This is a genomic window from Terrabacter sp. BE26 (assembly GCF_041941675.1).
GTDB lineage: Bacteria > Actinomycetota > Actinomycetes > Actinomycetales > Dermatophilaceae > Terrabacter.
Genome location: NZ_CP090122.1, coordinates 2,309,472 through 2,334,536 on the forward strand (window position 1 = coordinate 2,309,472; position 25,065 = coordinate 2,334,536).

Sequence of the window (25,065 nt, forward strand, 5' to 3'; positions counted from 1 at the left end):
CGATGCTGTCTGTCATGAACGAGCGAGTGGCGCAGGAGCCGCGCGCGGACCAGCGGTCGCCGACGCGCGGCCTCGGTGGTGCGCGTCGCGGACCGCGAACGCTCGTCCCGGCGCTGCTGGCGGCGGTCGCCTACGTCGACCCGGGCAACTTCGGCGTCAACATCACCGCCGGTGCCTTGCACGGCTACTCCCTGGTGTGGGTCGTGGTGTTCGCGAGCTGCTCGGCGATGGTCATCCAGTACCTCGCGGCCAAGCTCGGCATGGTCACCGGCAAGAGCCTCGCGGAGCACAGCTCGGAGCGCTTCCCCGGTGTCGGGCGGGTGCTGCTGTGGGTCCAGGCGGAGCTCGTCGTGGTGATGACCGACCTCGCCGAGATCGTGGGTGGGGCGATCGCCCTGCGGCTGCTCTTCGGGATGCAGATCATGGCGGGGGCCCTGTGCGTGACCGCGTTCAGCCTCGTCGTGCTGGCCCTGAGGTTCCGCGGCCGCAGCCAGTTCGAGTCCGTCGTGCTGGTGCTGCTCGTCGTGGTCATCGCCTCGCTGGCGTGGCAGGTCGGCATCGCCGACGTGGACAGCGCGGCCCTGCTGCGGTCGCTCGTCCCCGCGCCCCTGGACTCCTCGGCGGCCCTGCTCGCCGTGGGGATCGTCGGGGCGACGGTGATGCCCCACGCGCTGCACTTCCACTCGGCCGCCTCCCGCGGTGACGTGCGGACCCCCGGCGCGGGCCCGGCCCTGCACCACGGCGACGCCGACCGCCTGGCCCAGCGGCTGCGCGCCGGCCGCCGCACGGTGCGCAGCGTCGTCATCGCGATGACCGTCGCCGGGGCGGCGAACGTCAGTCTCGTCGTGTTCTCCGCCGCGCTGCCGTCGGGCGCGGGTGCCGGCATCGAGACCGCGTATGCCGCCCTGCTCGCCCACGCAGGCCAGCTCGCCGCCACCATGCTGGCCGTCGCGCTGCTGGCCTCCGGTCTCGCGTCGACCCTGGTGGGGGTCCGGACCGGTGACGTCGTCATGCAGGGCTTCGGACGCCGGCCCATCCCGCCGCTGCTGCGCCGGCTGCTGGCCGTCGTTCCGGCCCTGGTCCTGCTCTGGCTCGGCGTCGAGCCGACGAGCGCCCTCGTCTGGAGCCAGGTCGTGCTCTCGTTCGCACTGCCCGGCACCCTCGTGCCGCTGCTGCTCTTCACCCGCGACCGCCGCCTCATGGGCGCCCTGGCCAACCACCGACTGACCACGGCCGCCGCGGCACTCATCACGGCCGTCATCGCCGGACTCTGCACCTACCTCGTGCTCCAGGGCTTCTGAGCCACACCGTCGTCCCCGGGCACCCGCCGCGGACGGGACGCGGGCCCCGCCAGACGGCATACGAAGGGGCCGGCGGCACCGTACGTCGACCGGGCCGTCCGGGGACGACGGCAGGGGCGGAGCCCGTCGGCCTGCGCCCCTCCGCGACCGCTCGGTGCCGCTGCTGCTCAGCGGCCGGCGCGCCAGCCGTCGCGAGCGCCCTTGGCGCCGCCGCGGGCCGCGCGGTAGGCCCGACGCAGCGTCGCCTTGGCGATGGCCTTGACGTCGGTGGCGCGGGACGTGCCGGACGCCGCAGCCGCGGGTGCCGGCTTGGCGGCCGCCGACTTCGTCTTCTGTCCCTCGTAGGGGAAGGGCTGCCACAGCTCGTTCAGGCCGGCCGTTGGGTCGTCCATGACCTCGGCGGGAAGGTCGCGCAGGCGCAGCCCCGCGTCCTTGGCGGCCTGGCGGGCCTCGTCGTCGTAGGGGCGCATGCGCCACGCGTCGACGAGGTACCGGCGGGTCTTGGTGTAGTCGGCGTAGCGCTTCGCGTGCTTGTCGTCGGCGCCGATGTGTACGAAGAGGGCAATGCGGTCGCCGTCGGCCTCCGCGACCTCCTCCGGCTTGAACCGGTCGTGCTCGTTGGGCATCGGGAACGGCGCCTCGGGGTCCTTGAGCAGCATGCCGTTGCCGGAGTGCGTGATGCGCATGCTCCACACAGCGAGGTCACCGGGCTTGGTCTTGACGTACTGCACCTCGCCCTCGGTCAGGTTGCGCAGGTCGTGCGAGCCGACGCGGAGGTTCAGGCCGCCGGTGTGCTCGGAGTGGTCCTGGCAGTAGATTCCGAAGCGCAGCTGCGTGTAGCGGTCGGCCCAGTCGGGCGCGTCGGGGTCGACCCGGTCGGCGTTGTCCTTGTGCCACCCCTTCTGGGTGCCGTTGATCGTGAAGGAGCTGTCGCCGGTGTAGACGAGCTCGTCGGTGCCGAGCAGCTTGCGCGCCACCGCGACCATGCGACCGTCGGTGATGACGCCGCGCAGGCGCGGGTTGGCCAGCAGATCGCCGCCGAACCCGCGGGAGGCGTACGCGGCCTCGCGGAAGGCCGCGATCTCCTCCGGTGTGTAGACGTTCGGGAGGATCGCGTATCCGCGCTCCCAGAACCTGTCGACGTCAAGGGCGCCGATGACTTCCTCGATGGCGGGTGCCGTCATGGGAATGGTCCTCCTGCAATCGGTGAACTGACTCGTCCAAGAGGGGAAGTACCTGTCAGGTGACGTCTCGTTCGAGGCTAGCAGCGGGCATGCGCGCAGAAAGCCCAACGAAAAGGCGGCCGCCGTGGGAGGGCAGGACGTCGTCGTGGGACCGCCGGACGCGTGTGGGAGAGTGGCGCACGAACCGCTGCGACGTCGCATCAGGAAGGTGGGCATGTCGGCTCGACTCGTCCCCCCGGTGGCCACGGAGCTGCCCGCCCTGACCGAGCTGCGCCTCGAGGTCCGGGCCTTCCTGGCCGAGCAGGTCGCCGCCGGTGCGTTCGTCCCGCACGTCGACACGTGGCTGACCCGGTGGGACCGCGACTTCACGCGTGAGCTCGGTCGACGCGGCTGGCTGGGGATGGTCATCCCGCGCGAGTACGGCGGCCAGGGCCGCACCTACCTGGAGCGGTTCGTCGTCACCGAGGAGCTGCTCGTCATCGGCGCCCCCGTCGCCGCGCACTGGATCGCCGAGCGCCAGATCGGGCCGTCGCTGCTGCGTTACGGCACCGAGGAGCAGAAGCAGGCCTTCCTGCCCGGCATCAGCCGCGGCGAGATCGTCTTCGGCATCGGCATGAGCGAGCCCGACTCCGGCTCCGACCTGGCCAGCGTGCGCACCCGGGCCGAGCGGGTCGAGGGCGGCTGGCGCCTGACGGGCACGAAGGTGTGGACCTCCGGCGCGCACGAGGCCGACGCGTTCTTCGCGCTCGCCCGGTCGGCGCCGCTCGACCCGGCGCACCGGCACGAGGGCCTCAGCCAGTTCATCGTCGACCTGCGGGCGCCCGGCGTGACCATCCGCCCGATCATCTCGATGGGCGGCGAGCACCACTTCAACGAGGTGCACCTCGACGGGGTCGTCATCCCCGACGACCGGGTGCTCGGCGAGGTCGGCCAGGGCTGGGCGCAGGTCACCTCCGAGCTCGCCCACGAGCGCAGCGGCCCCGAGCGCGTGCTCTCGACGTTCCAGCTCCTCGCCGCCGCGGCCCAGGCGATGGACGACGGGCGGCTGCCGACCGACCCCGGGTTCGGACGCCACGTGGCACGCGTCGCGGCCCTGCACCACATGTCCTTCGCCGTCTCCACGGCCCTCGAGCACCACGACGAAGCCGACACGGCGGCGGCGGTCGTCAAGGTGCTCGGCACGACGGAGGAGGGTGACATCGCCGACTACGTCGACACGCTGACCGCCTCGGGGTGGGCGCTCGACGACGAGCTCGACACCCTCCTGCACGCCGCGATCCTCCAGCGCCCGGGCTTCACGCTGCGCGGCGGCACCAACGAGATCCTGCGCGGCGTCATCGCCCGCGGGCTGGGGATGCGCTGATGGCCGAGCAGCCCCAGCCGTCCCAGCCCGGCCGGCCGTCAGGGGCGTCCCGGCTCGCCGCCTCGACGGAGCCGGACGCGGACGTGGTCGCCGTGCTCGAGGAGCTCTTCACCGACTACCGCGCGGGCCGCGCCACCCCCACCGCCGTCGTCGACCTCGACCGCGACCTCTGGCAGCGGCTCGAGGAGCTGGGCCTGACCCGCCTCACCGGCAGCGAGGCGGCCGGTGGCAGCGGGGGCAGCTGGCTGGAGGCTGCCGCGCTGCTCGGGGTCGCCGCCGCGGCTGCCGCGCCGGTGCCGCTCGCCGAGCACGACGTGCTGGGCGGCTGGCTGCTCGAGGCGGCCGGCCTCTCCAACGAGGGAGGGCTGCGCACCGTATGCCGCCCCGACCCCTCCGGCGTCGCGCTCAACGTGACGTGGGCCCGCGACGCCAGCCGCATCGTGGCGCTCTGGGAGGACCGCGACCAGTGGCGGGTCGCCGACGTGCCGGTGGAGCGGGTGGCGATCGAGGAGCGCCGGAACCTGGCCGGCGAGCCGAGCGACACCGTGGAGTTCGACCTCGACGACCTCGAGGCCGGCACGGTCGTCGCCCACGAGATCGGTGAGCAGTTCCACCTGCGGGGCGCGCTCGCCCGGTGCGCGCAGGTCACCGGAGCCATGGAGCGCGTCGTCGAGGTGGTGCTGACCCACGTGCGGGAGCGGCAGCAGTTCGGCCGCCCGATCGGGCGCTTCCAGGCGGTGCAGCACCTCGTGGCCGATCTTGCCTCGGAGACCGCGCTGGCCCGGGCGGCCACCGACGCGGCCGTCGCCCGGGCCGCGGCCTCCGACTGGCGCGACCCCGGCATGCTCTTCGCCGTCGGCGTCGCCAAGTCGTGCGTCGGGCACGCGGCATCGGTCGTGGTCCGCGGTTCGCACCAGGTGCTCGGCGCCATCGGGACCACTCTCGAGCACGAGCTGCACACCCTGACCAAGCCGATCCTCGCCCGACGCAGCGAGTACGGCTCGCTGCAGGACTGGGACGAGACCCTGACGGCGCTCGCGTCCTCGGCCGGCCACGACCGGCTCTGGACCCTCATCACCACCGGTCGGGCCAAGCCGTCGAGCGCCCGCTTCCACCCCTACGACGGCGCGTGACCGTGCCGACTCGACCAAGGAGACCCGCCGCATGACCGAGATCCGCTACGAGGTGGCCGACGGCGTCGCCGTCATCACGCTCGATGCGCCCGAGCGCCGCAACGCCCTGTCCGTCGAGATGTCGCGCGAGCTCATCGACGCCGCCCGCTCGGCCGAGGCTGACGACGCGGTCGGCGCCGTCGTCGTCACCGGCGGTGCCCACTTCTGCGCGGGGGCCGTCCGCAGCGTGCTGGCCGACACCGGCCGCGACCCGGTCGAGGACGAGGCCTACCGCAACCTCGAGACCGTCTACGCCGCGTTCACGACCGTCGGCTCGATCGCCGTGCCGACCGTGGCCGCCGTTCGCGGGGCCGCCGTCGGCGCGGGACTCAACCTTGCCCTGGCCACCGACCTGCGCATCGTCTCCCGCACGGCCCGGTTGCTGCCCGGCTTCGCGCAGATCGGGATCCACCCCGGCGGCGGCCACTTCACCCTGATCGAGCGCGTGGCCGGCCGTGAGGCGGCAGCCGCCCTCGGGCTCTTCGGGGACGAGATCGACGGGGAGCGGGCGGTCGCGCTGGGACTTGCCTGGGCGGCATACGACGACGGCGAGGTGCTGGACCGGGCCGTCGAGGTCGCCGCCCGCGTCGCGAAGGACCCCGCGCTCGCGCGCCGGATGGTCGCGAGCTTCCGCCGCGAGACCGCGCCCGGCGGCGTGCCGTGGGACGTCGCCGTCGAGCTCGAGCGCTCCCCGCAGATGTGGTCGCTGCGGCGCAAGCACGGCGTCTGACGCAACTCGACCGCGAACCCGGCATTTCGGATTGACGGGGGGCGCAGTGCAAGGATGGGCAGGTTGACCGTCCCCCTACGTGAAGGAGCTGCTGTGCTGGCGTCCTACCGACCTCTCTTCGAGGTACCGGGGGCACGCGTCTTCATCACCGGCGGAATGATCGCGCGCACCGCAGGCTCGATGTTCGCCGTCTCGGTCGTGGCGATGGTCGCTGCACGCACCGGCTCCTACGCGCTGGCAGGGGCCGTCGTGGCCGTCGGGATGGTGTCGCTGGCCGTCTGCGCCCCGTTCCTCGGCCGCCTCGTCGACCGCTACGGCCAGCGTCGGATCGCCATCCCGTTCTTCCTCTGGTCCGGTTTCTGGGTGGTCATGACCCTGCTGGTCTCCTGGCGCGGCTGGCCCTCGTGGCTGCTGTTCATCACCTTCCCGCTGTGCGGGGCGATCCCCAACCTCGGCACGATGGCCCGGGCCCGGTGGTCGCACATCTTCGCCGACGACCCGAAGAACCTGCACGCGGCGATGTCGTTCGAGCAGGTCATGGAGGAGATCACCTTCGTCATCGGGCCCGTCCTCGCGATCTGGCTCTCGACGACGCTCTTCCCGGAGGCCGGCTTCCTCTTCGCGGCCATCGCCTACGCCGTCGGGGTGCTCGTCTTCATCTCGGCCCGATCCACCGAGCCGCCCGTCGTGCCCCACCACGAGCGCCCGACGCAGCACGCCTACACCGTCCCGGGTCTCGTCCCGCTCGCCTTCATCATGGTGATGACCGGCGCCATCTTCGGCGTCAACGAGGTCGTCACCCTGGCCGTCTCCCAGACCTTCGGGGCGCCGAGCGCCGCAGGCGCCATCCTCGCCCTGTATGCCGTCGGGTCGGCCACCGCGGGTCTCGTCTTCGGGCACATCTCGCACGGCCGCAGCCTCGTCAAGCTCCTCATCGCCGGAACCTGCGGCATGGCGGTGCTCGAGATGCCCGTGCTCCTGGCCCCGAACCTCTGGGCCCTCGCCGGGCTCATGCTCGTCGCCGGCATGGCCACGGCCCCGACGCTCATCACGACGATGAACCTCATCGAGCGCATCACGCCCAAGGCCCAGCTCAACGAGGGCATGACCATCGTGCTGACCGGCATCATCGTCGGCGTCGCCGCGGGCTCTGCCGTCTCCGGCATCGTCGTCGACCACGTCGGCGCCCAGCACGGCTACTGGGTCGCCATCATCGCCGGCGCGTTCGCGTTCGTCATGGCCCTGGGCACGCGCGCCTTCCTCACCCGCCGCGAGCTGCACACCCTCCGCTGACCTCGCCGGGCCCATCAACCGTCGAGAGGCCAGAGTTTGCGGGTCCCGCCCGGTCGAGAGGCCAAAGTTCGCGGGTCCCGTCCCCTCGAGGGGCCACTCCGTCTCACGGGCGCCCCCCGGATGGCTCCCGGGTGCCGCGCCACACGGCATACGCCCTCGGCGGGAGACGCCGGAAAGGCCACCTCTCGTGGCGAGAAGTGGCCTTTCGACTGTCCCGAGGCCGCAAACTCTGGCCTCTCGACGGTGGAGCGGGGGTGGAGCGGGCGGCCTCAGTGGCCGGCGGGGACCGCCACGGCCTCGTCCTCGGGGGCGCCTGCCGCACCCGGCTTGGGGCCGAGGTCGACGTGCGGCAGGAAGAGCGAGGCGATGAAGGCGAGCACGAGCACGCCTGCCGCCACGAGGAACACGACCGACATCGCCTCGGAGAACCCGACGAGGAAGGGCCGCGCCAGTCGCGGGTCGAGCTGGTTGATGAACGAGCTGTCCGACAGGGCCGAGCCGCCGAGGCCAGTGCCGCCCGACTGCTGGGCAGCCTCGAACTGTTGAATGAAGTGTTGGTTCACGGCTGGATTGCCGCCGGTCGGGTGCTGCCTCGCCGCTTGGAACTGTGCCGTGGGCGCGATGCTCCTGAAGGCCTCGGTGATCTTGGTGCCGGCCTGCGAGAAGAGGATCGAGAGGAAGACTGCCGTGCCGAGCGTCCCACCGATCTGGCGGGTGAACGTCGCGGACGAGGTGGCCACGCCGATGTCGCGGCGGTCGACGGCGTTCTGCACGGCGAGGGTCAGGGGCTGGAAGTTGAAGCCGAGACCGATGCCGAAGAAGAACATCCCGATCATCATCTTCCACAGCGGGGTGTCGGCCCCGACGTAGTGGAAGCCGAAGAGGGAGAGCACGAGGATCGCGGACCCCATGATCGGGAAGTGCCGGTAGCGGCCGGTGCGGGAGATCAGCTGGCCCGAGACGATCGAGCCGGCCATGATCCCGAGCGTCATCGGCAGCAGCTGCAGGCCCGCTTCGGTGGGCGTCGAGCCCTTGACGATCTGCAGGTAGAGCGGGATGGCGGCGAGGCCACCGAACATGCCCATGCCGATGAAGACCGAGCTGACCGAGGCCGCGGCGATGGTGCGGTTGGTGAACAGGCGCAGCGGGATGAGCGCCTCCTCACCCATGGCGCGCTCGACGACGAAGAAGGCGACCAGGCCGACGAGGCCGATGGCGTAGCAGAGGATCGAGCGGCCCGAGCCCCAGCCCCAGACGCGGCCCTGCTCGGCCACGATGAGCAGCGGCACCAGGGCGACGGAGAGGCTGAGCGCGCCCCAGTAGTCGACGCGGTGGTCGCGGCGGGTGTGGCGCAGGTGGAGCGTGCGGGAGACGACGATGAGCGCGGCGATCGCGATCGGGACGTTGACGAGGAAGACCCAGCGCCAGCCGGTCACGCCGAGCAGGGCGCTCTGGCCGGCGAAGAAGCCGCCGATGACGGGGCCGAGCACGCTGGAGGTGCCGAAGACGGCGAGGAAGTAGCCCTGGTACTTGGCGCGCTCACGCGGCGGGACGATGTCGCCGATGATGGCGAGCGCCAGCGAGAAGAGGCCACCGGCGCCGATGCCCTGAACGGCACGGAAGGCGGCGAGCGAGGGGATCGACCACGCGAGCGTGCACAGCATCGATCCGATCGTGAAGATCGAGATGGCGAAGATGAACAGCTTCTTGCGGCCGTAGATGTCGCCGAGTTTGCCGTAGAGCGGCGTCGCGATGGTGCTCGTGATGAGGTATGCCGTCGTGACCCAGGCCTGCCCGGCGAGGTCGTTGAGGTCGTCGGCGATGACGCGCATGGCACTCGCGACGATGGTCTGGTCGAGAGCGGCGAGGAACATCCCGAGCATCAGACCGATGAGGATGGTGACGATCTCCTTGTGGGAGAGCGCCGGCGTGCCCGCCCGGGCGTCGGCGGCCGCCGTTTCGGCGGTGGTGTCGGACATGTCAGCCCTCTTTCTGGTTCTGGTCTCTGGTGCTGTCTCTGGTGCTGGTGAAGGGCAGGGGGAGCGTCGTTGCGCCCCGTTCCCGGAGGTGGGCGTCGATCGCGTCGCCGAGCTCGCCCAGGCGGGTGACGAAGTCCGCGACCGCGGGGCCGTCCCAGTGGCAGAGCAGCCCCTGGAACCAGGCGGCACGGGCGTCCTGGATGCGTCCGAGGGCCGCCTGGCCGGTCTCGGTGAGCGAGACGACCGAGGCCCGTCCGTCGTGGGGGTCGGCGCTCTTCTCGAGCAGTCCGCTCGTGACGAGCGAGCTGACCTGGCGGCTCACGGTGGAGACGTCGTTGTGCAGCATGGCGGCGATCTCGGAGATGCGCACCGTGCCCGCGCCCGCGACGACGAAGAGCACGGGGTATGCCGTGACGTCGACGCCGTCCTCGAGGCGAGGAGCGCTGTGCTTGGCGGCGACGAGCAGCTTCTGGACACGCAGGAGCCCGAGGAAGACGTCGTTCGCCTCGTCCTTGCTGACCCCCACGCCGTTCCCTCCGGCTATCCACGAACTATTTGCATGCAGCATGCAAGTATTTGGCGCGGGGCTGTCCCGTGTCAACTCGCCTGTCCAGGGTTTGCCGCTGACCGCGGCTCCTTCGCGCTCGCGTATGGTTCCCTGTGCTCACGGCTCCGCCGAAGTGCAAGGATTGCCGACGTGCCGAGCCCCGTCCAACAGTGTGCGGAGCCTCGGAGACCGACCGCCAGGAGTGCCATGACGAGCGACGTTCCCGTCGACCCGACGATCAACGACGCCTTCCGCCGGATGTCGGCGTTGATCTATGCCGGCGCCGACTCGGGCTCGATCCACCAGGCGCTCGTGGACAGCGCCGTCCAGCTCATCGAGGGCTGCGACCGTGCCTCGTTGCTCGTCAGCACCCGCGACCGCTTCGTCACCGCCGCCAGCACCGACGACGTCGCCCGCCGCATCGACGCGATCGAGATCGAGGTGGGCGAGGGCCCCTGTGTCGACGCGATCGTCTCCGAGGCGTTCCAGCACGACGCCGACCTCACCTCGGCCACGACTCCCTGGCCACGCTTCACCGAGCGCATCGTCGCCGAGACGCCGGTGCGCTCGGCCATCGGCTACCGCCTGCTGCTCGACGGCGACAAGGTCGGCGCCCTCAACGTCTACTCCGACACCCCGGGTGGACTGACGTCCCGGTCGGCCGACGTGGGGGCGGTCGTGGCGTCGTTCGCGTCGGTCGCCATCATGGCGATCCGTGCGAGGGAGGAGGCCGCGACCCTGCGCCAGGGCCTGCAGAGCAACCGCGAGATCGGCAAGGCGGTGGGCCTGCTCATGGCGGCGCACCACATCTCCGGTGACGAGGCGTTCGAGCTGCTGCGCAGCACGTCCCAGGAGCTGAACATGAAGCTGGCCAAGGTCGCCTCGCAGGTCATCGAGGGCCAGGAGTCGCAGTTCGGACCGGGCGACGACCCCGCCGGCGACGCCACGTCGCCCGGCAGGGCGTCCAACGGCACCGCCGACGCGGTCAGCTAGGGGTCACTCCGTCTGCGGACAGCTGCCGGCGCAGCTCCTCGAGGGTGCGCCGGAGCAGGCGGCTGACCTGCATCGCGCTCAGGCCCATGGCGTCCGCGATCTCGGCCTGGGTCAGGTCGCCGGCGAACCGCAGCTCGACGAGGCGACGGTCCCGCGGCGAGAGCCGGTCGAGCGCGGTGCGCACGACGATCCCCTCGTCGACGCCCGGGTCGGAGCCGGAGTCGCCGCGGGCGTCGAGCAGGTCGAGCACAGGGCGTGTGCCGTCCGCGGTCGTGGCGTCGAGGGATGCCGGTCGCAGGTTGGTGGCCGCGACCTGGGCCTCCTTGACGGAGCTGAGGCTGAGGTCGAGCTCCACCGCCAGCTCGCCGGCGTCGGGGTCGTGGCCGAGCCGCTGCTCGAGGGCGGACCGTGCCTCCGTGACGAGCTGGCGGCGCTCCTGCAGCTCGCGCGGTGGGCGCACGAGCCAGCCATGGTCACGGAAGTGACGACGCAGCTCGCCGGTGATGGTGGGTGTGGCGTAGGCGCCGAACTCGGTCTGTTTGGTGAGGTCGAAGCGCTCGATGGCCTTCAGCAGGGCCAGGAAGGCGACCTGCTCGAGGTCGTCACGGTCGAGGCCCTTGCCCGAGTAGCGGTGGGCGAGGGAACGTGCGAGCGGCATGTGCAGCAGCGTCACGGACTCGAGGGCTGCGGCGCGGGCTGAGGTGGAGTTCGACGTGCGCACCAGCTCGATGAGCTCTCTGGTGCGGGCATCCTTGCGCGGACCCGTGGATGGGTCGGTCATGTGTGCTCCGATGATTCGGATCTTGCCGAAGCGGCGCTGGCTTGACCGACTTCTCATGACGCTATGCGGTCGGCCCCTAATGCACAAGGTGGACGCCGCTGGCACGTATCTCGGCTGAGGTGTACACGCGCGCCTGTGCGGGCGAGGACTTCCGAGCGCGAGCGAGGACCCGCGAGCGCGGCTCGGAGCTCGCGAGGACCGCTGGGTCAGTGGGTCAGTGGGTCAGTGGGTCACGACGACCAGGGCGTCGAGGAGCCTGCGGGCGATCTCCTCGTCACCGGTGACGGTGTAGCGGATCTGCTCGACGGGCCGTCGCCCGGCAGCGCGCCGGGTCAGGGCGTCGGTGGTGAGGTGGACCGAGGTGACGTCGAGCTGCTCGTCACCCTCCGGTCGGTCCTGCCCGCTGAAGAGCGCCTCACCGTAGGGCTTCCCGTCCTCACCGGCGCTGATGCGAACCCCGTCACGGGCCACGACCGGCCCGGTCACGTCGAGGACGACGGCGTGACCGGCGCCGATGCCGGCGACCCGCGCAGCGATGCGCGGCAGGGCAGCGAGGATGTCGGCGGTGAACACGGCTGCGCTCGCGGAGTCGAGGTTGCCTGGCCGGTCGAGGGCGGCACGCAGGTCCTGCTCGTGCACCCACGCGTCCACGATCCGCCGGTGGAGGTGCTGCCCGAAGGTCGTGTCGGGGCCGAAGAAACCGCCGATGACCGTGTCGACGTCGGCGTCGGAGGCGCGCAGCTCGGCCACCCGGCCAGGGTGGAACTCGGCGAGCTCGGCCACGACGTCTCGGCCCGTGACGCCGCGCCGGGCCTCGACGTCGACCTCGACGAACCGGGCGAAGTCGCTGCGCAGATGGGGGTAGTCCGGGACCGTCAGCTGGGGCCGCGGCAGCCCGGCGAACGACTTCTCTGCTCCGACGATGTGGGCGATCTGGTCCTTGACGGTCCAGCCCGGGCACTCGGTCTCGAGGTCGAAGTCCTCGTCCCGGCAGGAGTACCCGAGGTCGATGATCGACCGCACGGTGTTGTCGAACGCGTCGATCAGTCCGTTGCGGTCGTCGGGCGCGGCCGGGTGCATGGGCATGTCATCAGACTACTTACCCTTGAGGCATGCCTGACCTGCAGCGAGACGACCTCGTCGACCGGCGGAGGGGCGACTCCGCTCGGTCTGCCTGGGGCGCTGTGCTGCCCGTGGCGGGGGTCGCGGTCGTGGCCCTGCTCGCGTGCGTCGTCGCCGCCCGCTTCACCGGGGCGTCGGACCCGCTGCCCTCCGGCTTCACCGACGCGGGCCCGGTCGTGCGCTGGGCGCTGCCTCTCCTGCGCGCCCTGCACGACGTGGCGGCCTCGCTGACGATCGGCTCGCTCCTGCTCGCCGGCACCATGATCCCCGGCCGCACGCGTGCCCAGACCGTGGCCGTCGACGAGCCGCGGCGCGCCGCGGCCCTTCGCGTCGCGACCGCCGCCGCGTTCGTCTGGGCCGTCGCCGGTGCGGTGGTGGTCGTGTTCACCTTTGCCGACGCCGCCGGTATGCCGCTCGGCCAGCCAGGCTTCGGCACCCAGCTCACGGGGGCGCTGTGGTCGATCGAGCCGCTCCGGGTAGGCCTGATCAGCACGGTCACGGCCGCAGTGGTCGCCTCCGTCGCCGCCGTCGCGCGGGGCCGCCTCGTGCCCGTCGGCCTGGCCGCGCTGTCCGCCTTCGGGCTGCTGGTGCTCGGTCTCGCCGGACACGCAGGAGGCTCCGCCGACCACGAGACGGCCGTCAACGGCATCGCGGTGCACCTGCTCGCCGCGGCTGTCTGGGTCGGTGGCCTGCTCGCCATCGTCGTCCTACGGCACCGCCTCGGCGACGCCCTCGGCGTGGTCGCGCGCCGCTTCTCGGCGGTCGCCCTGTGGTGCTTCGTGGCGCTCGCCGTCTCGGGTGTCCTGACCGCCACGACGCGGCTCGGCTCGTGGTCGGACCTGACCACCCCGTACGGCGTCCTCGTCCTCGTCAAGGTGGCGGCGCTGGCCGTTCTCGGTGTGGCCGGGGCCGTGCACCGCCGGGTCACCCTCGACCGGATCGACCTGATCGACCGGATCGACCTGGTCGACGCGTCTTCGGACCGGCACGGCAGGCAGGCGACACGCGGCCGCCTCTTCGTCAGGCTCGCGGTCGCGGAGACGCTGGTCATGGGCGTCGCCTTCGGGGTGGCCACGGCCCTCGCCCGCAGCCAGCCGCCCGTGCCCGAGATGGAGCCGGACCCGACCCCCGCTCTGTCGTTGACGGGGTTCCCCGCCCCGCCGCCGCCGACGGCCCTGGACTGGCTGACGGCCTGGCGCGTGGAGTGGCTCTTCCTCTCGACCGGGTTGCTGGCCATCGGGCTCTACGTCGCCGGGGTCGTCCGGCTGCGCCGCCGTGGGGACGCCTGGCCGGTCCTGCGCACCGTGAGCTGGGTCTTCGGCTGGCTGCTGTTCATCTACGCGACCAACGGGGTCCTCGGCATCTACGGCCGGGTCGCCTTCTCGTGGCACATGACCCTGCACATGCTCGAGGCGATGGTGCTGCCGATCTTCCTCGTCCTCGGCGCACCGGTCACCCTCGCCCTGCGCAGTATCAGGCCTCGTCGTGACGGCACCCCGGGCCCGCGCGAGCTGCTGCTGAAGGCGGTGCACTCCCGGGTGATGGCCGTCCTCGGCAACCCGGTCTTCGCGGCCGTCCTCTTCTTCACGAGCCTCGTGGCCTTCTACTGGACGGGCCTGTTCCAGCTCGCCCTCGAGACGCACACCGGGCACCTGCTGATGACGGCGCACTTCGTCCTCACCGGCTACCTGTTCGTCTGGTCCCTCGTGGGGATCGACCCGGGCCCGAGGAAGTGGAGCCCGCCGCTGCGACTGGTCGTGCTCTTCGCGACCATCGCCTTCCACGCCTTCTTCGGGGTCGCGATGGTCACCGGCACGACGCTGCTCGCCGGCGACTTCTTCACGGCGGTCAAGATGCCGTGGGTGCCCGACCCGCTGGCCGACCAGCGCCTGGGCGGCGGCGTGGCTTGGGCCATCGGCGAGCTGCCCAGCCTCGTCCTGGCCCTGACGGTCGCCGTCCAGTGGTTCGGCACGGACCAGGCGGAGTCGGTGCGGCGCGACCGCCGGGCCGACCGTGACGGCGACGCCGAGCTGACTGCCTACAACGAGCGGCTCGCGGCGCTGGCCGAGCGCGACAACGGGACCTCCCGCTGACGAGCTGACGAGAGGAGGGTACGCGTACGCCTCCTCACGGGCCGCCCGCGCCGTCCACGCCGACGGGGGGCGGCCGAGCCGGCTGACCGTGGCGGCCGGCGTCGTGTGAGAGTTGCACCATGAAGGTTGCGCTCATCCAGCTGGCCTACGGCGACGACGAGTCGGTCGCCGACCGCACCGCCCGCGTGGCGGACCTCGTGCGCGCGCAGGCGGGCCACGACCTCGTCGTCCTGCCGGAGCTGTGGTCCGCCGGGGGTTTCGACTACACGGAGTGGGCCGGGCGAGCCGAGCCGGTCGACGGGCCCGTCGCCCAGGCGCTCGCCACGGCGGCCCGTGACGCGGGCGTGACCCTCCACGGAGGGTCGATCGTCGAACGCGGCGAGCCGGCTGGTGGGGGCGGCGACCGGGGGCTGTGGAACACCAGCCTCGTCTTCTCTCCCGAGGGCGACCTCGTGGCGACCTACCGCAAGATCCATCGCTTCGGCTTCGGGGAGGGGGAGCCCAGCCTGCTCGACGCGGGCGAGGAGCTCGTGGTCGTCGGGGTGCCGGTCGCGGACGGTGGCACGGTCTCGGTCGGGCTCTCGACCTGTTACGACCTGCGCTTCCCGGAGCTCTACCGGCGGCTGCTCGACCGGGGCGCGGAGGTGTTCGCCATCCCGGCGGCGTGGCCCCGCAAGCGGGTCGGCCACTGGGCGCTGCTCGGCCAGGCGCGGGCCGTCGAGGACCAGTGCGTCGTCCTGCAGTGCAACACCGCCGGCACGCACGCGGGCCACGAGATGGGCGGCCACTCACAGGTCGTGGACGCCACCGGGAAGGTTCTGGTTGCCGCCGGCCTTGACGAGGAGGTGCTGAGCATCGACATCGACACCGCTGCGACCCAGCAGTGGCGGCGGGCCTTCCCGGTGCTGCCCGACCGGAGGCTGGCATGAGCGCCGACACCTCGACCAGCGCGCTGCGCGCCCGCGTGAAGGTGCGCGCACCCGAGCTCGTCGGCCGCGGGTGGCTCAACACCGGCGGCCGCTCCCTCTCTCTCGCCGACCTCCGCGGTCGTGTGACGGTGCTCGACTTCTGGACCTTCTGCTGTGTCAACTGCCTCCACGTCCTCGACGAGCTGCGCCCGGTCGAGGCGCGGTTCCCCGACGCGCTGACGATCATCGGGGTGCACTCGCCCAAGTTCGAGCACGAGGCCGACGCCGACGCCCTCGTCGCGGCCGTGGAGCGGTATGCCGTCCACCACCCGGTGCTCGACGACCCCGAGCTCGTGACCTGGAAGGCGTATGCCGCCCGGGCGTGGCCCACGCTCGTCGTCATCGACCCGGAGGGGTACGTCGTCGCGTCGATGTCCGGTGAGGGCCACGGCCCGGGCCTGGCTGCGCTCGTGGCGGAGATCGTCGAGGAGCACCGCGCCAAGGGGACGCTCCAGCCCGGCGACGACCCCTACGTGCCACCGTCGCCGCCGGACACCGCGCTGCGGTTTCCCGGCAAGGCCGTCGCCCTGCCCGACGGGTCGTTCGTCGTGAGCGACACCGCGAACCACCAGGTCGTGCACCTCGAGGACGACCTCGAGACCGAACGCGGGCGGTGGGGCGGCGAAGGCGTCCTCAACGAGCCGCAGGGGGTGCTGCTCGCGGCTCCGGAGGTCGCCGAGCGACTGGGCGTCGACCTGCTGGTCGCCGACTCGGTCAACCACCAGCTCAAGGGGATCCGCTTGGCCGACGGGTCGGTCCACGTCATCGCAGGCACCGGCTCGCAGCTGCGCGAGCGCACGGGTGGCGGACCCGCCCTCGAGCAGCCGCTGTCGACGCCGTGGGACCTCGCCCGGCTCGGCGACCGGGTCCTCATCGCGATGGCGGGCACCCACCAGCTCTGGGCCTGGACCCCCGGCACGACCGTCGAGGACGGACGCGTCGAGGTGGTCGCCGGCACCTCCAACGAGGGTCTCGTCGACGGGCCCGGGCCGGAGGCCTGGTTCGCCCAGCCCTCGGGACTGGCGACCTCGGCCTCCGGCGACCGCGTCTGGATCGCGGACTCCGAGACCTCGGCGCTCCGGTCGGTGACGACGGCCTCCGACGGCGCCCTCGTCGTCGAGACCCACGTCGGCACGGGTCTGTTCGACTTCGGCCACCGCGACGGCGACGCTGCCGAGGCCCTCTTCCAGCACCCGCTCGGCGTCACCGAGCTGCCCGACGGGTCGGTCGCCGTCAGCGACACCTACAACGGCGCGCTGCGACGCTTCGACCCGTCGACCGGCCAGGTGTCGACCCTCGCCCAGGGCCTGGCCGAGCCGAGCGACGCCGTCGTCGAGACGGACCCGCAGACCGGCGAGATCCGTCTCGTCGTCGTCGAGTCGGCCGCCCATCGCCTGACCCGGGTGGCGTTGCCCCGCGACGCCCAGCGCGTCGACGGCCCCGCCCACCGCACCCAGCGGCCCGCCACCCCGCTGCCCGCCGGCGAGGTCGCGCTCGAGGTGACGTTCGTGCCGCCGGCCGGCCAGAAGCTCGACCACCGCTGGGGTGACCCCACACGTCTCGACGTGTCGGCGACACCCGACGCCCTGCTCGTGTCGGGCGCCGGTCGGGCCGAGGGACTGACCCGGACGCTCGTCCTGCGCGAGGGCATCGGCTCGGGCACGCTGCACATCTCCGTCCAGGCGGCGGCGTGCGACGGCGACCCCGTGACGGGCGAGGTGCCCGAACACGCCGCCTGCCACCTGTTCCAGCAGGACTGGGGCATCCCGGTCGTGCTCGACCCAGCGGCCGGTGCCACACTGACTCTTGACCTTCGCGGGGTCAATGCCGGTCAGCACGCCGGGGAGTGATCCGACCCGATCCCGTCGATCTCGAGCGGACAAGGTGGCAGACGTGGCGCGACAGGCATCCGGCGGACGCTCGTTCTTCTCCGCCCTCTGCGGCCTGCTGGCGATCGTGCTGCTCCCCGTGGCCCTGGTGGGGTTCTGGGCCTCGGTCCTGCTGACCCGCACGGACGTCTTCGTCCAGGAGCTGCAGCCCGTCGTCGCCAAGCCGCAGGTGCAGCAGGCCCTCGCCGACGGCATCGTGAACGGCGTGCTGTCGGCGGTCCAGCTGCCGCCGGCGATCGAGAAGGCGCTCGAGGCGCCGATCCGCACCGAGGCGGCCAAGCTCGTGGCCAGCCCCCAGGTCGCGAGCGCGTGGACCTCGGCCGTGCGTGCCGTGCACAGCCAGTTCATCGCCGTCATGCAGGGCCGGGGCAGCACCGAGCTCGACGACCAGGGCCGGGTGGCCATGCGCGTCACGATCCCGGTCCCGGCACTGACCGCGATTCTCCAGCAGGCGGGGGTGCCGAACGCGGGCGCCATCGCGCCGGTCGTGACGATCCCCCTCGTCAAGGCGACCGACCTGCAGACGGCGCAACGCGCATACCGGATCGCCGCGTCCTGGGGGCCGTGGGGACCGCTCGTGGTGGCCGTGCTCGCGCTGCTCTCCATCGCTCTGGCGCGCCGGTGGCGCACGGCCACAACGCTGGTCGCGCTCGGCTGGGGGGTGATGTCCGTCCTCCTCGCCCTCGTCATCATGGTCGCGCGCGAGCCGCTGATGCGCAGGGTCGACCCGGCGGTGGCCCGGACCGTCACCGACGCCGCCTACGGGCTCGCGGCCCGCAACCTCTACTACGAGATCGGCATCGCCCTCGCCGTGGCCGTCGTCATGCTCCTCCTCTCGGCGCTCAGCCTCGCCTTCCGCCGTCGCGGGCGCTGAGACCAGCGCTGACGGCCGGCGGTCCGTCGCTGACAGGCCGGAGCGTCACAGGCATGCCTCCTGGGGGTATGTGCTGCGCAGGCATGCGACCGTGCATGCCCTCACCAAGGAGGCCTCATGGGTATCGGACTCGGGATCTTCCTGCTCGTCGTCGGTGCCATCTTCTTCTTCACCAACCTCGACTCGAGCGTGCTCAACATGAGCATCGGCACGGGCAACACGATCGGCGTGATCCTCATGGTCGCCGGTGCGCTCGCGATCATCCTGGCGCTCGTCATGAACGCCCAGCGCACGCGTACCCAGCACACGGTGGTCACGGACCGCCGCGGCGGACCTGACGTCGTCGAGCGCGTGGAGCGCCGCGACGACATCGTCTGACCGAGAGCCGCGACGCGCGGGGTGACCCGGTGCGAGCGGTTGACGACGGCGGCCTGAGCAGGTGAACCCACCTGCTCAGGCCTGCTTCGTGCGTCGGCCAGGAAAGTCGGTGGCACCGTGCCCCGGCGCAGTCCTACCGTCGATGTCATGGAGGTCAGGCGCATCGACGTGCATGACGACCAGGAGTGCGCCCACGCGTACGACGTGATCGTGGCCAGCAAGGGGCACGAGCGACCGTGGGTCGAGCCGCCTTCCCTCGCAGAGACGCTCGTGGAGTGGCGGTACGTCGACGCGGCCGAGCCGATGGAGATGTGGGGCGCCTTCGACGGACCCGACCTCGTCGGCGTGGCGACCCTCTGGCTGCCGATGACCGACAACACGACGATGACGTGGGCCGACGTGCAGGTGGCACCGGAGAGCCGACGCCGGGGCGCCGGCACGGCGCTGCTCGACCGGCTCCTCGACCGGGCACGCGAGGAGGGCCGCGCCACCATGCTGCTCGAGTTCCACGTTCCCCCGGACTCCGACGGCCACGGCTACCGGCGCTTCGCCGAGCGGCACGGCTTCGCTCTCGGCAACACCGAGATCGTCCGCCACCTCGAGCTGCCCGTCGACGCCTCGCTCCTCGACCACCACGCCGAGCAGGCCCGGCCACGGTGGGAACGCGCCTATCGGCTCGAGACCCACGTCGACGGCGTGCCGGAGCCCCTCATCGAGTCCCTCTGCGGGCTCGTCAACCAGCTGGCCGTCGACGCGCCGACGGGCGAGATCGTCTTCGAGGAGGAGTCGCTGACGCCTGCACGCTACCGGGAGCACCTCGACGTCGCCAAGGCGCAGGCGCGTGTACGCCTGACCACCGTCGCCGTCCACGAGGACAGCGGCGAGGTGGTGGCCTACACCGACCTCGTCCTACCGGCGGGTGCGCCCGGAACCGCCTGGCAGTGGGGAACGCTCGTGCAGCGGGAGCACCGCGGGCACCGGCTCGGGATGGCGGTCAAGGTCGAGAACCTGCGCCGCCTGCAGCGGGACCATCCCGAGCGTCGGCGCATCGTCACCGGCAACTCCGACACCAACTCGTGGATGGTCTCGATCAACGAGGACCTGGGATTTCGCATCGTCGAGCTCTGCCCCGCCTACCACCGCGTGGTCTGAGGGATGCAGTCCCGGGCTCGGACCACACGACCGAGCGAGGCACGAGGGAGGCGTCGGCCGGCCGGTGACCGCTCCCGCGCTCCTTCACGAGACCCAGCCGCGGCGTACCGCGATGACCCCCGCTTCGAAGCGGCTCTCCGCATGCAGAGTGGTCAAGGACGCTGACACCAGACGGCGGACGGTACGAACGGAGACCTGCAGACGGCGAGCGATGGCTTCGTCCTTCTGTCCTTGCGCAAGCAGCGCGACCACCTGACGCACCCGGGCATCACTGAACTCCTCGCCCTCCGCCGCCGGGGTCCGTTCGGCGAGGACCGGGGCGGATGCGTGCCACACCGCGTCGAACAGGGCAGTGATCGGCGCGACGAGGTCGGGGTCCTTCATGACGAGCGCGCCGGGGGCATGAGCGCGTGACACGATCGCAACGCTCTCGTCGACGATGACGAGGCGTTGTGGCGGTGCCGGGTGGGAACGGACCTGCACCCCGCGGCCGGCCTGACCGGTGAGGTGGTCGCGCCAGTGCCGAGACTCCAGGGACGTGTCCGACACGATCGCCCGTAACGGGATACCCCGACTCAGCAGCTCGTTGTCGAGCCGCGCCGAGGGCCCGATCGCCTCGGCGGGCACGGCGTCACCGGGAAGCATGAAGGAGACCTTGCGCGTCCCCGAACGAGCGAGCTGGAACAGTCGGGACGTGACGACGGAAGGGTCGTCGATCTGCTCGACGAACCCGGCCGAGTCGCGCAGGCTCCGGCTGGCGACGAACGCATCGACGAGCTCGCCAAGATCCTCTCTGGCCCTGCCCACCCTGCGCTGGCACTCGGAGATCCGCGCCTCCTCCGCGGCGAGCAGCACCTCGAGGGCCTGCTCGGGCGGAATGGCGAAGAAAGGACAGCCTTCCGGGCCGACACTGACCAGCATGAGCTCCGCGAGAACCGTGAGCTCGGCGCGGGCAGCCTCCGCGGACAACCCGACGTGGGCCGCCAGCTCGTCCAGATCGGCCGTCGGCTTGTCGAGCATGACCCTGTACACGGCCTCCGTCGTGGCGGGCACCCCGAACATCTCGAGCATGCGGATCCTTCCCCTGACTGATCCTGTTCGCGGGCCCGAGAATAGCCCCACGACGCCCCCGTCGCACAGGTCCGGAAGGGAAGGTGGGCACTGACGTGGCCGAAACCGGCCACGTCCTTTTTGTGCCCGCGTTTGTGCATGCGACGTCCCCGCGTTCCGTCCACGCTCGACCCGACGGGCACGCCGTCCGTCGCCGCCTCTCTACAGGGAGATCGACCATGCCTGTTCAGCCCGCCAACACACCCGTACCCACTGGATCTCCCGCGCTCCTGGCGCGTCGGCTCCCGGGAGCAGCCGGCCGGAAGCGCCCCCGCCTCCTGCTCTGGTCATGGCCGGACCTCGTCCTGTGGTGGCCCATCGCCGTCCGGCCTGCCTGAGTCAGGAGGCGGACGCGCCTCGTCGCTGCCGTGGCAGCAACCGGACATGGCCCGAGGTGGACGTTCCGGAGCGTTGAAGCGGCCTCCTGGGGACCCATACGTTCGCCTTGCGTCGCCACCCCGGGGACGTGCCTATACATATCTAGCCCCCGAAAGGGCTTGGACGACAGGGGATTTCACATGTTTGGAGTCAAGAGACTCGGAGTGGTTCTCGGGGGAGCGGTGGCAACGACTGCCCTGCTCGTGGGGACGGGCGGCTCGGCCCAGGCGGCAACGTCGGACAACTACTGGAACGTGCCGTACGGCCAGCTGTACGTTTCGGCGTACGAGTGCAACACCTACCTCACGTCGTGCAGCTGGTACACGAAGGTCCAGCTTCGCAACAACGGTGGCAGGATCATGGACAGCATCACCAACACCACGAAGATCTACGCCAACGGCCTCTCGGCGTCGGTCACCATCTCCAAAGACCAGCCCAGCGCGACCATCACGGGCAACCAGACGAGCATCGGCCAGGTGCGCTGGACCAAGTACGTGTCCAACCTCGTCGAGCTGAGCGGGGAGGCTCGGCCGTCATGGACCGCAGTGGGCATCACCACCGAGGCCTGCCTCACAGGTAACGGCCCTGCCGGCTACGGCTCGGTGAGCGCGAAGTGCGCCAAGATCGGGCTTTGGTGAGTCTTCGCCTTTCAGGCACGGCCTTCCGGGTCGTGCCGCTTCTCGTGGTGCTTGCCGTCACCGCCTCCTGCACACTGCAGGTGGGCGGGGGCGGCAAGCCCTCGGCCCTGACGCAGTACGTGGGGGCCAACGGCCTGCTGGCCGATCCCGTCGCCACGGTCCACCGACCTTCGCTCCAGGTGACGCTCGACCGCCTGTGGGCAGCCCGCCTGCTCGGGGTGCCGGCGAAGCACGCGCCGGCGGCGGTGATGGTCGAGGGCCTGGCGGCCGATGCCGAGCCCGTCGAACGCACCAGTCTCCAGATGCGCTGGGCGGCGTACCGAGAGGACTCCGAGGGGGTTCGCCACGCGATCGACGGACTGAGTGACCTCTGCCGCACCGCCTCGTCCGACGTCACCTGTGCCCCGACGGTCAGGTCGGTGCGGGCCTTCTTCCATGTCACCCGGTCGAGCCGGCTCGCCGACGTGGACCGCGCCTTTCCGGAAGCCCGGTTCACCGCCTGCCCCGGGACGGGCAAGACGCTCGCAGAGCTGTTCCAGACCGCCGTCTGCGGCAAGGCCGTGACGCGGGAGCAGCTGGACGCCGTCCTGTCCGGACCCGACGGCGGCACGCTCGACAGTGACGGGCTCTGGGCCGCAGCGGTCATCGCGCGCGAGTCGGGGATCGATGCAGCGCCATTGCGCGAGAAGATCGAGGCCGCGCTCGACGAGAGCCAGGTGCAAGGCATCTACTTCGACGAGACTCCGGCGCAGGGCACGTTGCTCACCACGTGGGCACTGCTCCACCTGGCCGGACCGGATCGACAGGGTCTGGACACGGCGAAGCTGGAGACCGCCGTCCGCGGCGAGGACACGGGCGGTGCGCCGGATCGCGTGATGCTCGCTCGCGCCGGGCTTGCGTTGCTGCACGGCCGGCGGCCGCCCGCCCGTGGGGGGCCACTGCGGATCGCAGACCCTGACGGGCCCTACAACCCCTTCATCGCCATGGCGGCCCGAGACTCCGGTGACCTCTCGCTGGTGTCGATGGCCTTCACGCAGCAGGGCGCCCGCGGCAGCGCCACGGCGTTGGCCTCGTGGGCCATCACGCAGCGCGTGCTGACCGGCAGGTCCGTGACGCTGACCAGCGCGGACGTGAAGCGGATCGAGTCGCTCACGAAGGAGGCGGCCGACCGCGACGCGCCGGTTCTCAACCAGCTGGGCGCGACCGCGCTCAGCGCTGCCGGTGAGAACACCGACCCGCCGGAGCTCGTCTCCGGTTGTGGGGGTGCTGCCTGGCTGATATCAACTCGAGGCACGTGCGACATCCGCGCGTCTCTCCTCGCAGATCTCTACCAAGAGTTCACGACCAGACAGGGACCACAATGACCACAGCCCCAGCCGTCGCGCTGCGGGGTGTCAGCGCTGCCCACGGCGACACCCGGCGACGCCCGATCGACCTGGACGTGGATCCCGGCTCGCGCGTCTGGATCAGCGGTCAGTCGGGGGTGGGCAAGACGTCCCTCCTGTACGTCGTCGGCGCGCTGACCCGGGCATTCAGCGGCACCGTCTCGATCGGAGGACGGGTCGTGGGCAGCGCTCGTGAGGCGGACCTGGTCCGTCGCGAGCACGTCGGCTTCGTCCTGCAGGATGCCCAGCTCGTCGAGCACTGGTCGGTCCGACGCAACCTGGCGACGATGGCGGGCGAAGACCGTTGCCCCGACGCCGTGGGACGGCTCTCGGCCTGGGGCGTGGAGGTCGAGGGTCGGCAGCCGCGCTCGTTGTCCGGTGGCGAGCGGCAGCGGGTCGTCACCGCCGGGGCGCTGGCGAAGGGCGCGGCTGTCATCGTCGCGGACGAGCCCACCTCGAGCCTCGACGAGGCGGCCCGCGACGCGGTGATGGCGGCATTTCTCGATGCGTCGCAGACGGGCGCAGCCGTCGTGGTGTCGAGCCACGATCCGGCGTGGGCCGAGTGGGCCACCGTGCGCGTCCGCCTGGGAGGCTCCGATGCGTGAGCAGACCCTCGGCAACGCCTGGGCCAACGTCACCGGCCGCCGAGTCGCGTCCCTGACGACTGTCGTCATCGTCGCGAGTCTCATGGCGGCTCTCGTGGCGCTCCTCGTGCCGTTGCACGACGTCCGCGCGAACATCCGGGCGCAGTACGACGACCCCAGCTGGCGGTCGACCTTCCTGGTCGAGGGTCTCGCCGGCGCGTCGGAGCCGATGGGCCCGGCCGAGATCGACGCACTGGCCAAGGTCCCCGGCGTCACGTCGGTGACTCCCGTCGACACGGTCGAGGGACCGGCCGGTGACGACGTCGTCCAGCTGCGTACCTACGTGCCGGTCTTGGACGTGCCCATCGTCCAGGGGCGAGCGCCCCGGGCAGGGCAATGCGAGGCCGCCGTCACCCGGGACGTCGCCGGGGCGAGGCTGGGCACCTCGGTCAGGGTCGGCCTCGGCGAGGGTGGACAGGCCGCCGGGGGAGGCCTGGAGCCGCTCGTGGTCGGCATCATCGACCACAGCTACCCTCTCGTGAACGGCGCGACCATGCTCACCACCTGCCGGCTGCCGCACCGTGACTCTGCCAGCCAGGTCGTGGTGACGACGCGGTCGGGGCAACTGCCGAAAAACTATGTCGCGCAGTCGCTCTCGTCCGCGGCGGCCCAGGCCATGGACTCCTCGCAGAGCACCGGCATCCTCGGGCTCGTCGCCCTGCTCATCGCCGTGGTGTCGCTCTTCGTCGTCGCGTCGGTCGCCCGCTGGAGCGTGCGCTCCCGGCTGGGTGAGTTCGTCACCCTGCGTGTGTGGGGAAGGTCCCGGCGCACCGTCGTCGGCATGGTCGGCGTCGAGCAGGCGATCCTCGCGATCATCGCGGCGCCGATCGGCCTCGGCCTCGGCACGCTGCTCGCCTGGTGGCTCGTCCGAGCGGGCGGGCCCTCCGGTCTCGTCGACCCCGCGGCCGGCATCGCCGTGGCCGCCCCCTCACCGTGGACCCTTGCCGTCGCCTGTGGCGGTTTCCTCCTCGCGCTCGTGCTGCTGACCGCACTTCCGGTCGTCAGGGTTCTGCGTCCCGACGTCGCTTCCCTGCTCCGGCGCCGCGGGGAATGACGCCGCCCCCGCGGCTTCCGCTCCGGTGACGCTTCGA

Annotated in this window: 22 protein-coding genes; 16 read left to right on the forward strand and 6 right to left on the reverse strand. The window is 71.7% G+C overall.

The features are described from left to right. Window positions 1-14 precede the first annotated feature (14 nt). Complete coding sequence (locus LQK93_RS10660; protein WP_374967774.1) at window positions 15-1,301, forward strand: Nramp family divalent metal transporter; 1,287 nt, start codon at window positions 15-17, stop codon at window positions 1,299-1,301. Between the two features lie 167 nt (window positions 1,302-1,468). Here the strand turns inward: LQK93_RS10660 and LQK93_RS10665 are convergent, their stop codons facing one another. After that, the gene (locus LQK93_RS10665) at window positions 1,469-2,485 is read right to left on the reverse strand and encodes a hypothetical protein (RefSeq protein WP_374967775.1); all 1,017 of its coding nucleotides are present in this window, start codon (window positions 2,483-2,485) and stop codon (window positions 1,469-1,471) included. A 214-nt stretch (window positions 2,486-2,699) separates the two neighbouring features. Between LQK93_RS10665 and LQK93_RS10670 the strand changes: the two genes are divergently transcribed. From LQK93_RS10670 to LQK93_RS10685, 4 genes are all read left to right on the forward strand, one after another. After that, entirely contained in the window at window positions 2,700-3,848 is a 1,149-nt protein-coding gene (locus LQK93_RS10670; RefSeq protein WP_374967776.1) for an acyl-CoA dehydrogenase family protein, read from the forward strand. Next, on the forward strand, window positions 3,848-4,981 hold the full coding sequence (locus tag LQK93_RS10675; RefSeq protein WP_374967777.1) for an acyl-CoA dehydrogenase family protein: 1,134 nt from the start codon (window positions 3,848-3,850) through the stop codon (window positions 4,979-4,981). The genes LQK93_RS10670 and LQK93_RS10675 overlap by 1 nt, the downstream gene beginning before the upstream one ends. A gap of 31 nt (window positions 4,982-5,012) precedes the next feature. Then, a complete protein-coding gene (locus LQK93_RS10680) occupies window positions 5,013-5,750 on the forward strand; it encodes an enoyl-CoA hydratase-related protein (RefSeq protein ID WP_374967778.1) in 738 nt (245 codons plus the stop codon). A gap of 63 nt (window positions 5,751-5,813) precedes the next feature. After that, window positions 5,814-7,043 (forward strand): MFS transporter, encoded by a 1,230-nt coding sequence (locus tag LQK93_RS10685; RefSeq protein ID WP_374967779.1) that lies wholly within the window; start codon window positions 5,814-5,816, stop codon window positions 7,041-7,043. A gap of 269 nt (window positions 7,044-7,312) precedes the next feature. On the opposite strand, the gene LQK93_RS10690 is transcribed toward LQK93_RS10685, so the two are convergent. Continuing rightward, window positions 7,313-9,022, reverse strand: a complete 1,710-nt coding sequence (locus LQK93_RS10690) for an MDR family MFS transporter (RefSeq protein ID WP_374967780.1) — start codon at window positions 9,020-9,022, stop codon at window positions 7,313-7,315. Window position 9,023: 1 nt separating this feature from the next. Continuing rightward, window positions 9,024-9,548: a MarR family winged helix-turn-helix transcriptional regulator gene (locus LQK93_RS10695; protein WP_374967781.1), complete on the reverse strand. Its 525-nt coding sequence runs from the start codon at window positions 9,546-9,548 to the stop codon at window positions 9,024-9,026. A gap of 228 nt (window positions 9,549-9,776) precedes the next feature. Here LQK93_RS10695 and LQK93_RS10700 point away from each other — a divergent pair, with 228 nt between their 5' ends. After that, window positions 9,777-10,562, forward strand: coding sequence for an ANTAR domain-containing protein (locus LQK93_RS10700; RefSeq protein ID WP_374967782.1), 786 nt, complete (start codon window positions 9,777-9,779; stop codon window positions 10,560-10,562). Here the strand turns inward: LQK93_RS10700 and LQK93_RS10705 are convergent. Continuing rightward, window positions 10,555-11,343, reverse strand: coding sequence for a sigma-70 family RNA polymerase sigma factor (locus LQK93_RS10705; protein ID WP_374967783.1), 789 nt, complete (start codon window positions 11,341-11,343; stop codon window positions 10,555-10,557). The two genes, LQK93_RS10700 and LQK93_RS10705, sit on opposite strands and share 8 nt — an antisense overlap. A 222-nt stretch (window positions 11,344-11,565) precedes the next feature. Next, on the reverse strand, window positions 11,566-12,429 hold the full coding sequence (locus LQK93_RS10710) for a maleylpyruvate isomerase family mycothiol-dependent enzyme (protein ID WP_374967784.1): 864 nt from the start codon (window positions 12,427-12,429) through the stop codon (window positions 11,566-11,568). A gap of 26 nt (window positions 12,430-12,455) precedes the next feature. Between LQK93_RS10710 and LQK93_RS10715 the strand changes: the two genes are divergently transcribed. The 6 genes from LQK93_RS10715 to LQK93_RS10740 all read left to right on the forward strand — a co-directional run bounded on the left by LQK93_RS10715 (window position 12,456) and on the right by LQK93_RS10740 (window position 19,819). Beyond that, the gene (locus tag LQK93_RS10715) at window positions 12,456-14,558 is read left to right on the forward strand and encodes a cytochrome c oxidase assembly protein (RefSeq protein WP_374967785.1); all 2,103 of its coding nucleotides are present in this window, start codon (window positions 12,456-12,458) and stop codon (window positions 14,556-14,558) included. Window positions 14,559-14,677: 119 nt separating this feature from the next. Continuing rightward, window positions 14,678-15,487, forward strand: a complete 810-nt coding sequence (locus LQK93_RS10720; RefSeq protein WP_374967786.1) for a carbon-nitrogen family hydrolase — start codon at window positions 14,678-14,680, stop codon at window positions 15,485-15,487. Continuing rightward, on the forward strand, window positions 15,484-17,376 hold the full coding sequence (locus LQK93_RS10725) for an NHL domain-containing thioredoxin family protein (protein WP_374967787.1): 1,893 nt from the start codon (window positions 15,484-15,486) through the stop codon (window positions 17,374-17,376). The genes LQK93_RS10720 and LQK93_RS10725 overlap by 4 nt, the downstream gene beginning before the upstream one ends. A 43-nt stretch (window positions 17,377-17,419) precedes the next feature. Further along, window positions 17,420-18,289 (forward strand): hypothetical protein, encoded by an 870-nt coding sequence (locus LQK93_RS10730; protein WP_374967788.1) that lies wholly within the window; start codon window positions 17,420-17,422, stop codon window positions 18,287-18,289. Between the two features lie 117 nt (window positions 18,290-18,406). Next, complete coding sequence (locus LQK93_RS10735) at window positions 18,407-18,667, forward strand: DUF6458 family protein (protein ID WP_374967789.1); 261 nt, start codon at window positions 18,407-18,409, stop codon at window positions 18,665-18,667. Between the two features lie 147 nt (window positions 18,668-18,814). After that, window positions 18,815-19,819 (forward strand): GNAT family N-acetyltransferase, encoded by a 1,005-nt coding sequence (locus LQK93_RS10740; protein ID WP_374967790.1) that lies wholly within the window; start codon window positions 18,815-18,817, stop codon window positions 19,817-19,819. An 84-nt stretch (window positions 19,820-19,903) separates the two neighbouring features. Here LQK93_RS10740 and LQK93_RS10745 read toward each other — a convergent pair whose 3' ends face one another. After that, complete coding sequence (locus tag LQK93_RS10745; RefSeq protein ID WP_374967791.1) at window positions 19,904-20,872, reverse strand: helix-turn-helix domain-containing protein; 969 nt, start codon at window positions 20,870-20,872, stop codon at window positions 19,904-19,906. Window positions 20,873-21,489: 617 nt separating this feature from the next. Here LQK93_RS10745 and LQK93_RS10750 point away from each other — a divergent pair. From LQK93_RS10750 to LQK93_RS10765, 4 genes are read left to right on the forward strand one after another with little or no spacing between them, the layout of a single operon-like run. After that, window positions 21,490-21,945 (forward strand): hypothetical protein, encoded by a 456-nt coding sequence (locus LQK93_RS10750; protein ID WP_374967792.1) that lies wholly within the window; start codon window positions 21,490-21,492, stop codon window positions 21,943-21,945. Further along, window positions 21,942-23,309 carry a hypothetical protein gene (locus LQK93_RS10755; protein WP_374967793.1) on the forward strand — a complete coding sequence of 456 codons (1,368 nt, stop codon included), beginning with the start codon at window positions 21,942-21,944 and terminating at the stop codon, window positions 23,307-23,309. Before LQK93_RS10750 ends, LQK93_RS10755 begins: the two co-directional genes overlap by 4 nt. Beyond that, the gene (locus LQK93_RS10760) at window positions 23,306-23,935 is read left to right on the forward strand and encodes an ABC transporter ATP-binding protein (protein ID WP_374967794.1); all 630 of its coding nucleotides are present in this window, start codon (window positions 23,306-23,308) and stop codon (window positions 23,933-23,935) included. Before LQK93_RS10755 ends, LQK93_RS10760 begins: the two co-directional genes overlap by 4 nt. Continuing rightward, window positions 23,928-25,028 carry an FtsX-like permease family protein gene (locus tag LQK93_RS10765; protein WP_374967795.1) on the forward strand — a complete coding sequence of 367 codons (1,101 nt, stop codon included), beginning with the start codon at window positions 23,928-23,930 and terminating at the stop codon, window positions 25,026-25,028. Before LQK93_RS10760 ends, LQK93_RS10765 begins: the two co-directional genes overlap by 8 nt. Window positions 25,029-25,065 lie beyond the last annotated feature (37 nt).

Coding starts and splice junctions, on each gene's coding strand:
- LQK93_RS10670 (WP_374967776.1), top strand. CDS start 2,700: ATGTCGGCTCGACTCGTCCCCCCGGTGGCCACGGAGCTGCCCGCCCTG.
- LQK93_RS10710 (WP_374967784.1), bottom strand. CDS start 12,429: ATGCCCATGCACCCGGCCGCGCCCGACGACCGCAACGGACTGATCGAC.
- LQK93_RS10675 (WP_374967777.1), top strand. CDS start 3,848: ATGGCCGAGCAGCCCCAGCCGTCCCAGCCCGGCCGGCCGTCAGGGGCG.
- LQK93_RS10735 (WP_374967789.1), top strand. CDS start 18,407: ATGGGTATCGGACTCGGGATCTTCCTGCTCGTCGTCGGTGCCATCTTC.
- LQK93_RS10690 (WP_374967780.1), bottom strand. CDS start 9,022: ATGTCCGACACCACCGCCGAAACGGCGGCCGCCGACGCCCGGGCGGGC.
- LQK93_RS10700 (WP_374967782.1), top strand. CDS start 9,777: ATGACGAGCGACGTTCCCGTCGACCCGACGATCAACGACGCCTTCCGC.
- LQK93_RS10715 (WP_374967785.1), top strand. CDS start 12,456: ATGCCTGACCTGCAGCGAGACGACCTCGTCGACCGGCGGAGGGGCGAC.
- LQK93_RS10740 (WP_374967790.1), top strand. CDS start 18,815: ATGGAGGTCAGGCGCATCGACGTGCATGACGACCAGGAGTGCGCCCAC.
- LQK93_RS10720 (WP_374967786.1), top strand. CDS start 14,678: ATGAAGGTTGCGCTCATCCAGCTGGCCTACGGCGACGACGAGTCGGTC.
- LQK93_RS10660 (WP_374967774.1), top strand. CDS start 15: ATGAACGAGCGAGTGGCGCAGGAGCCGCGCGCGGACCAGCGGTCGCCG.
- LQK93_RS10760 (WP_374967794.1), top strand. CDS start 23,306: ATGACCACAGCCCCAGCCGTCGCGCTGCGGGGTGTCAGCGCTGCCCAC.
- LQK93_RS10665 (WP_374967775.1), bottom strand. CDS start 2,485: ATGACGGCACCCGCCATCGAGGAAGTCATCGGCGCCCTTGACGTCGAC.
- LQK93_RS10725 (WP_374967787.1), top strand. CDS start 15,484: ATGAGCGCCGACACCTCGACCAGCGCGCTGCGCGCCCGCGTGAAGGTG.
- LQK93_RS10765 (WP_374967795.1), top strand. CDS start 23,928: ATGCGTGAGCAGACCCTCGGCAACGCCTGGGCCAACGTCACCGGCCGC.
- LQK93_RS10705 (WP_374967783.1), bottom strand. CDS start 11,343: ATGACCGACCCATCCACGGGTCCGCGCAAGGATGCCCGCACCAGAGAG.
- LQK93_RS10680 (WP_374967778.1), top strand. CDS start 5,013: ATGACCGAGATCCGCTACGAGGTGGCCGACGGCGTCGCCGTCATCACG.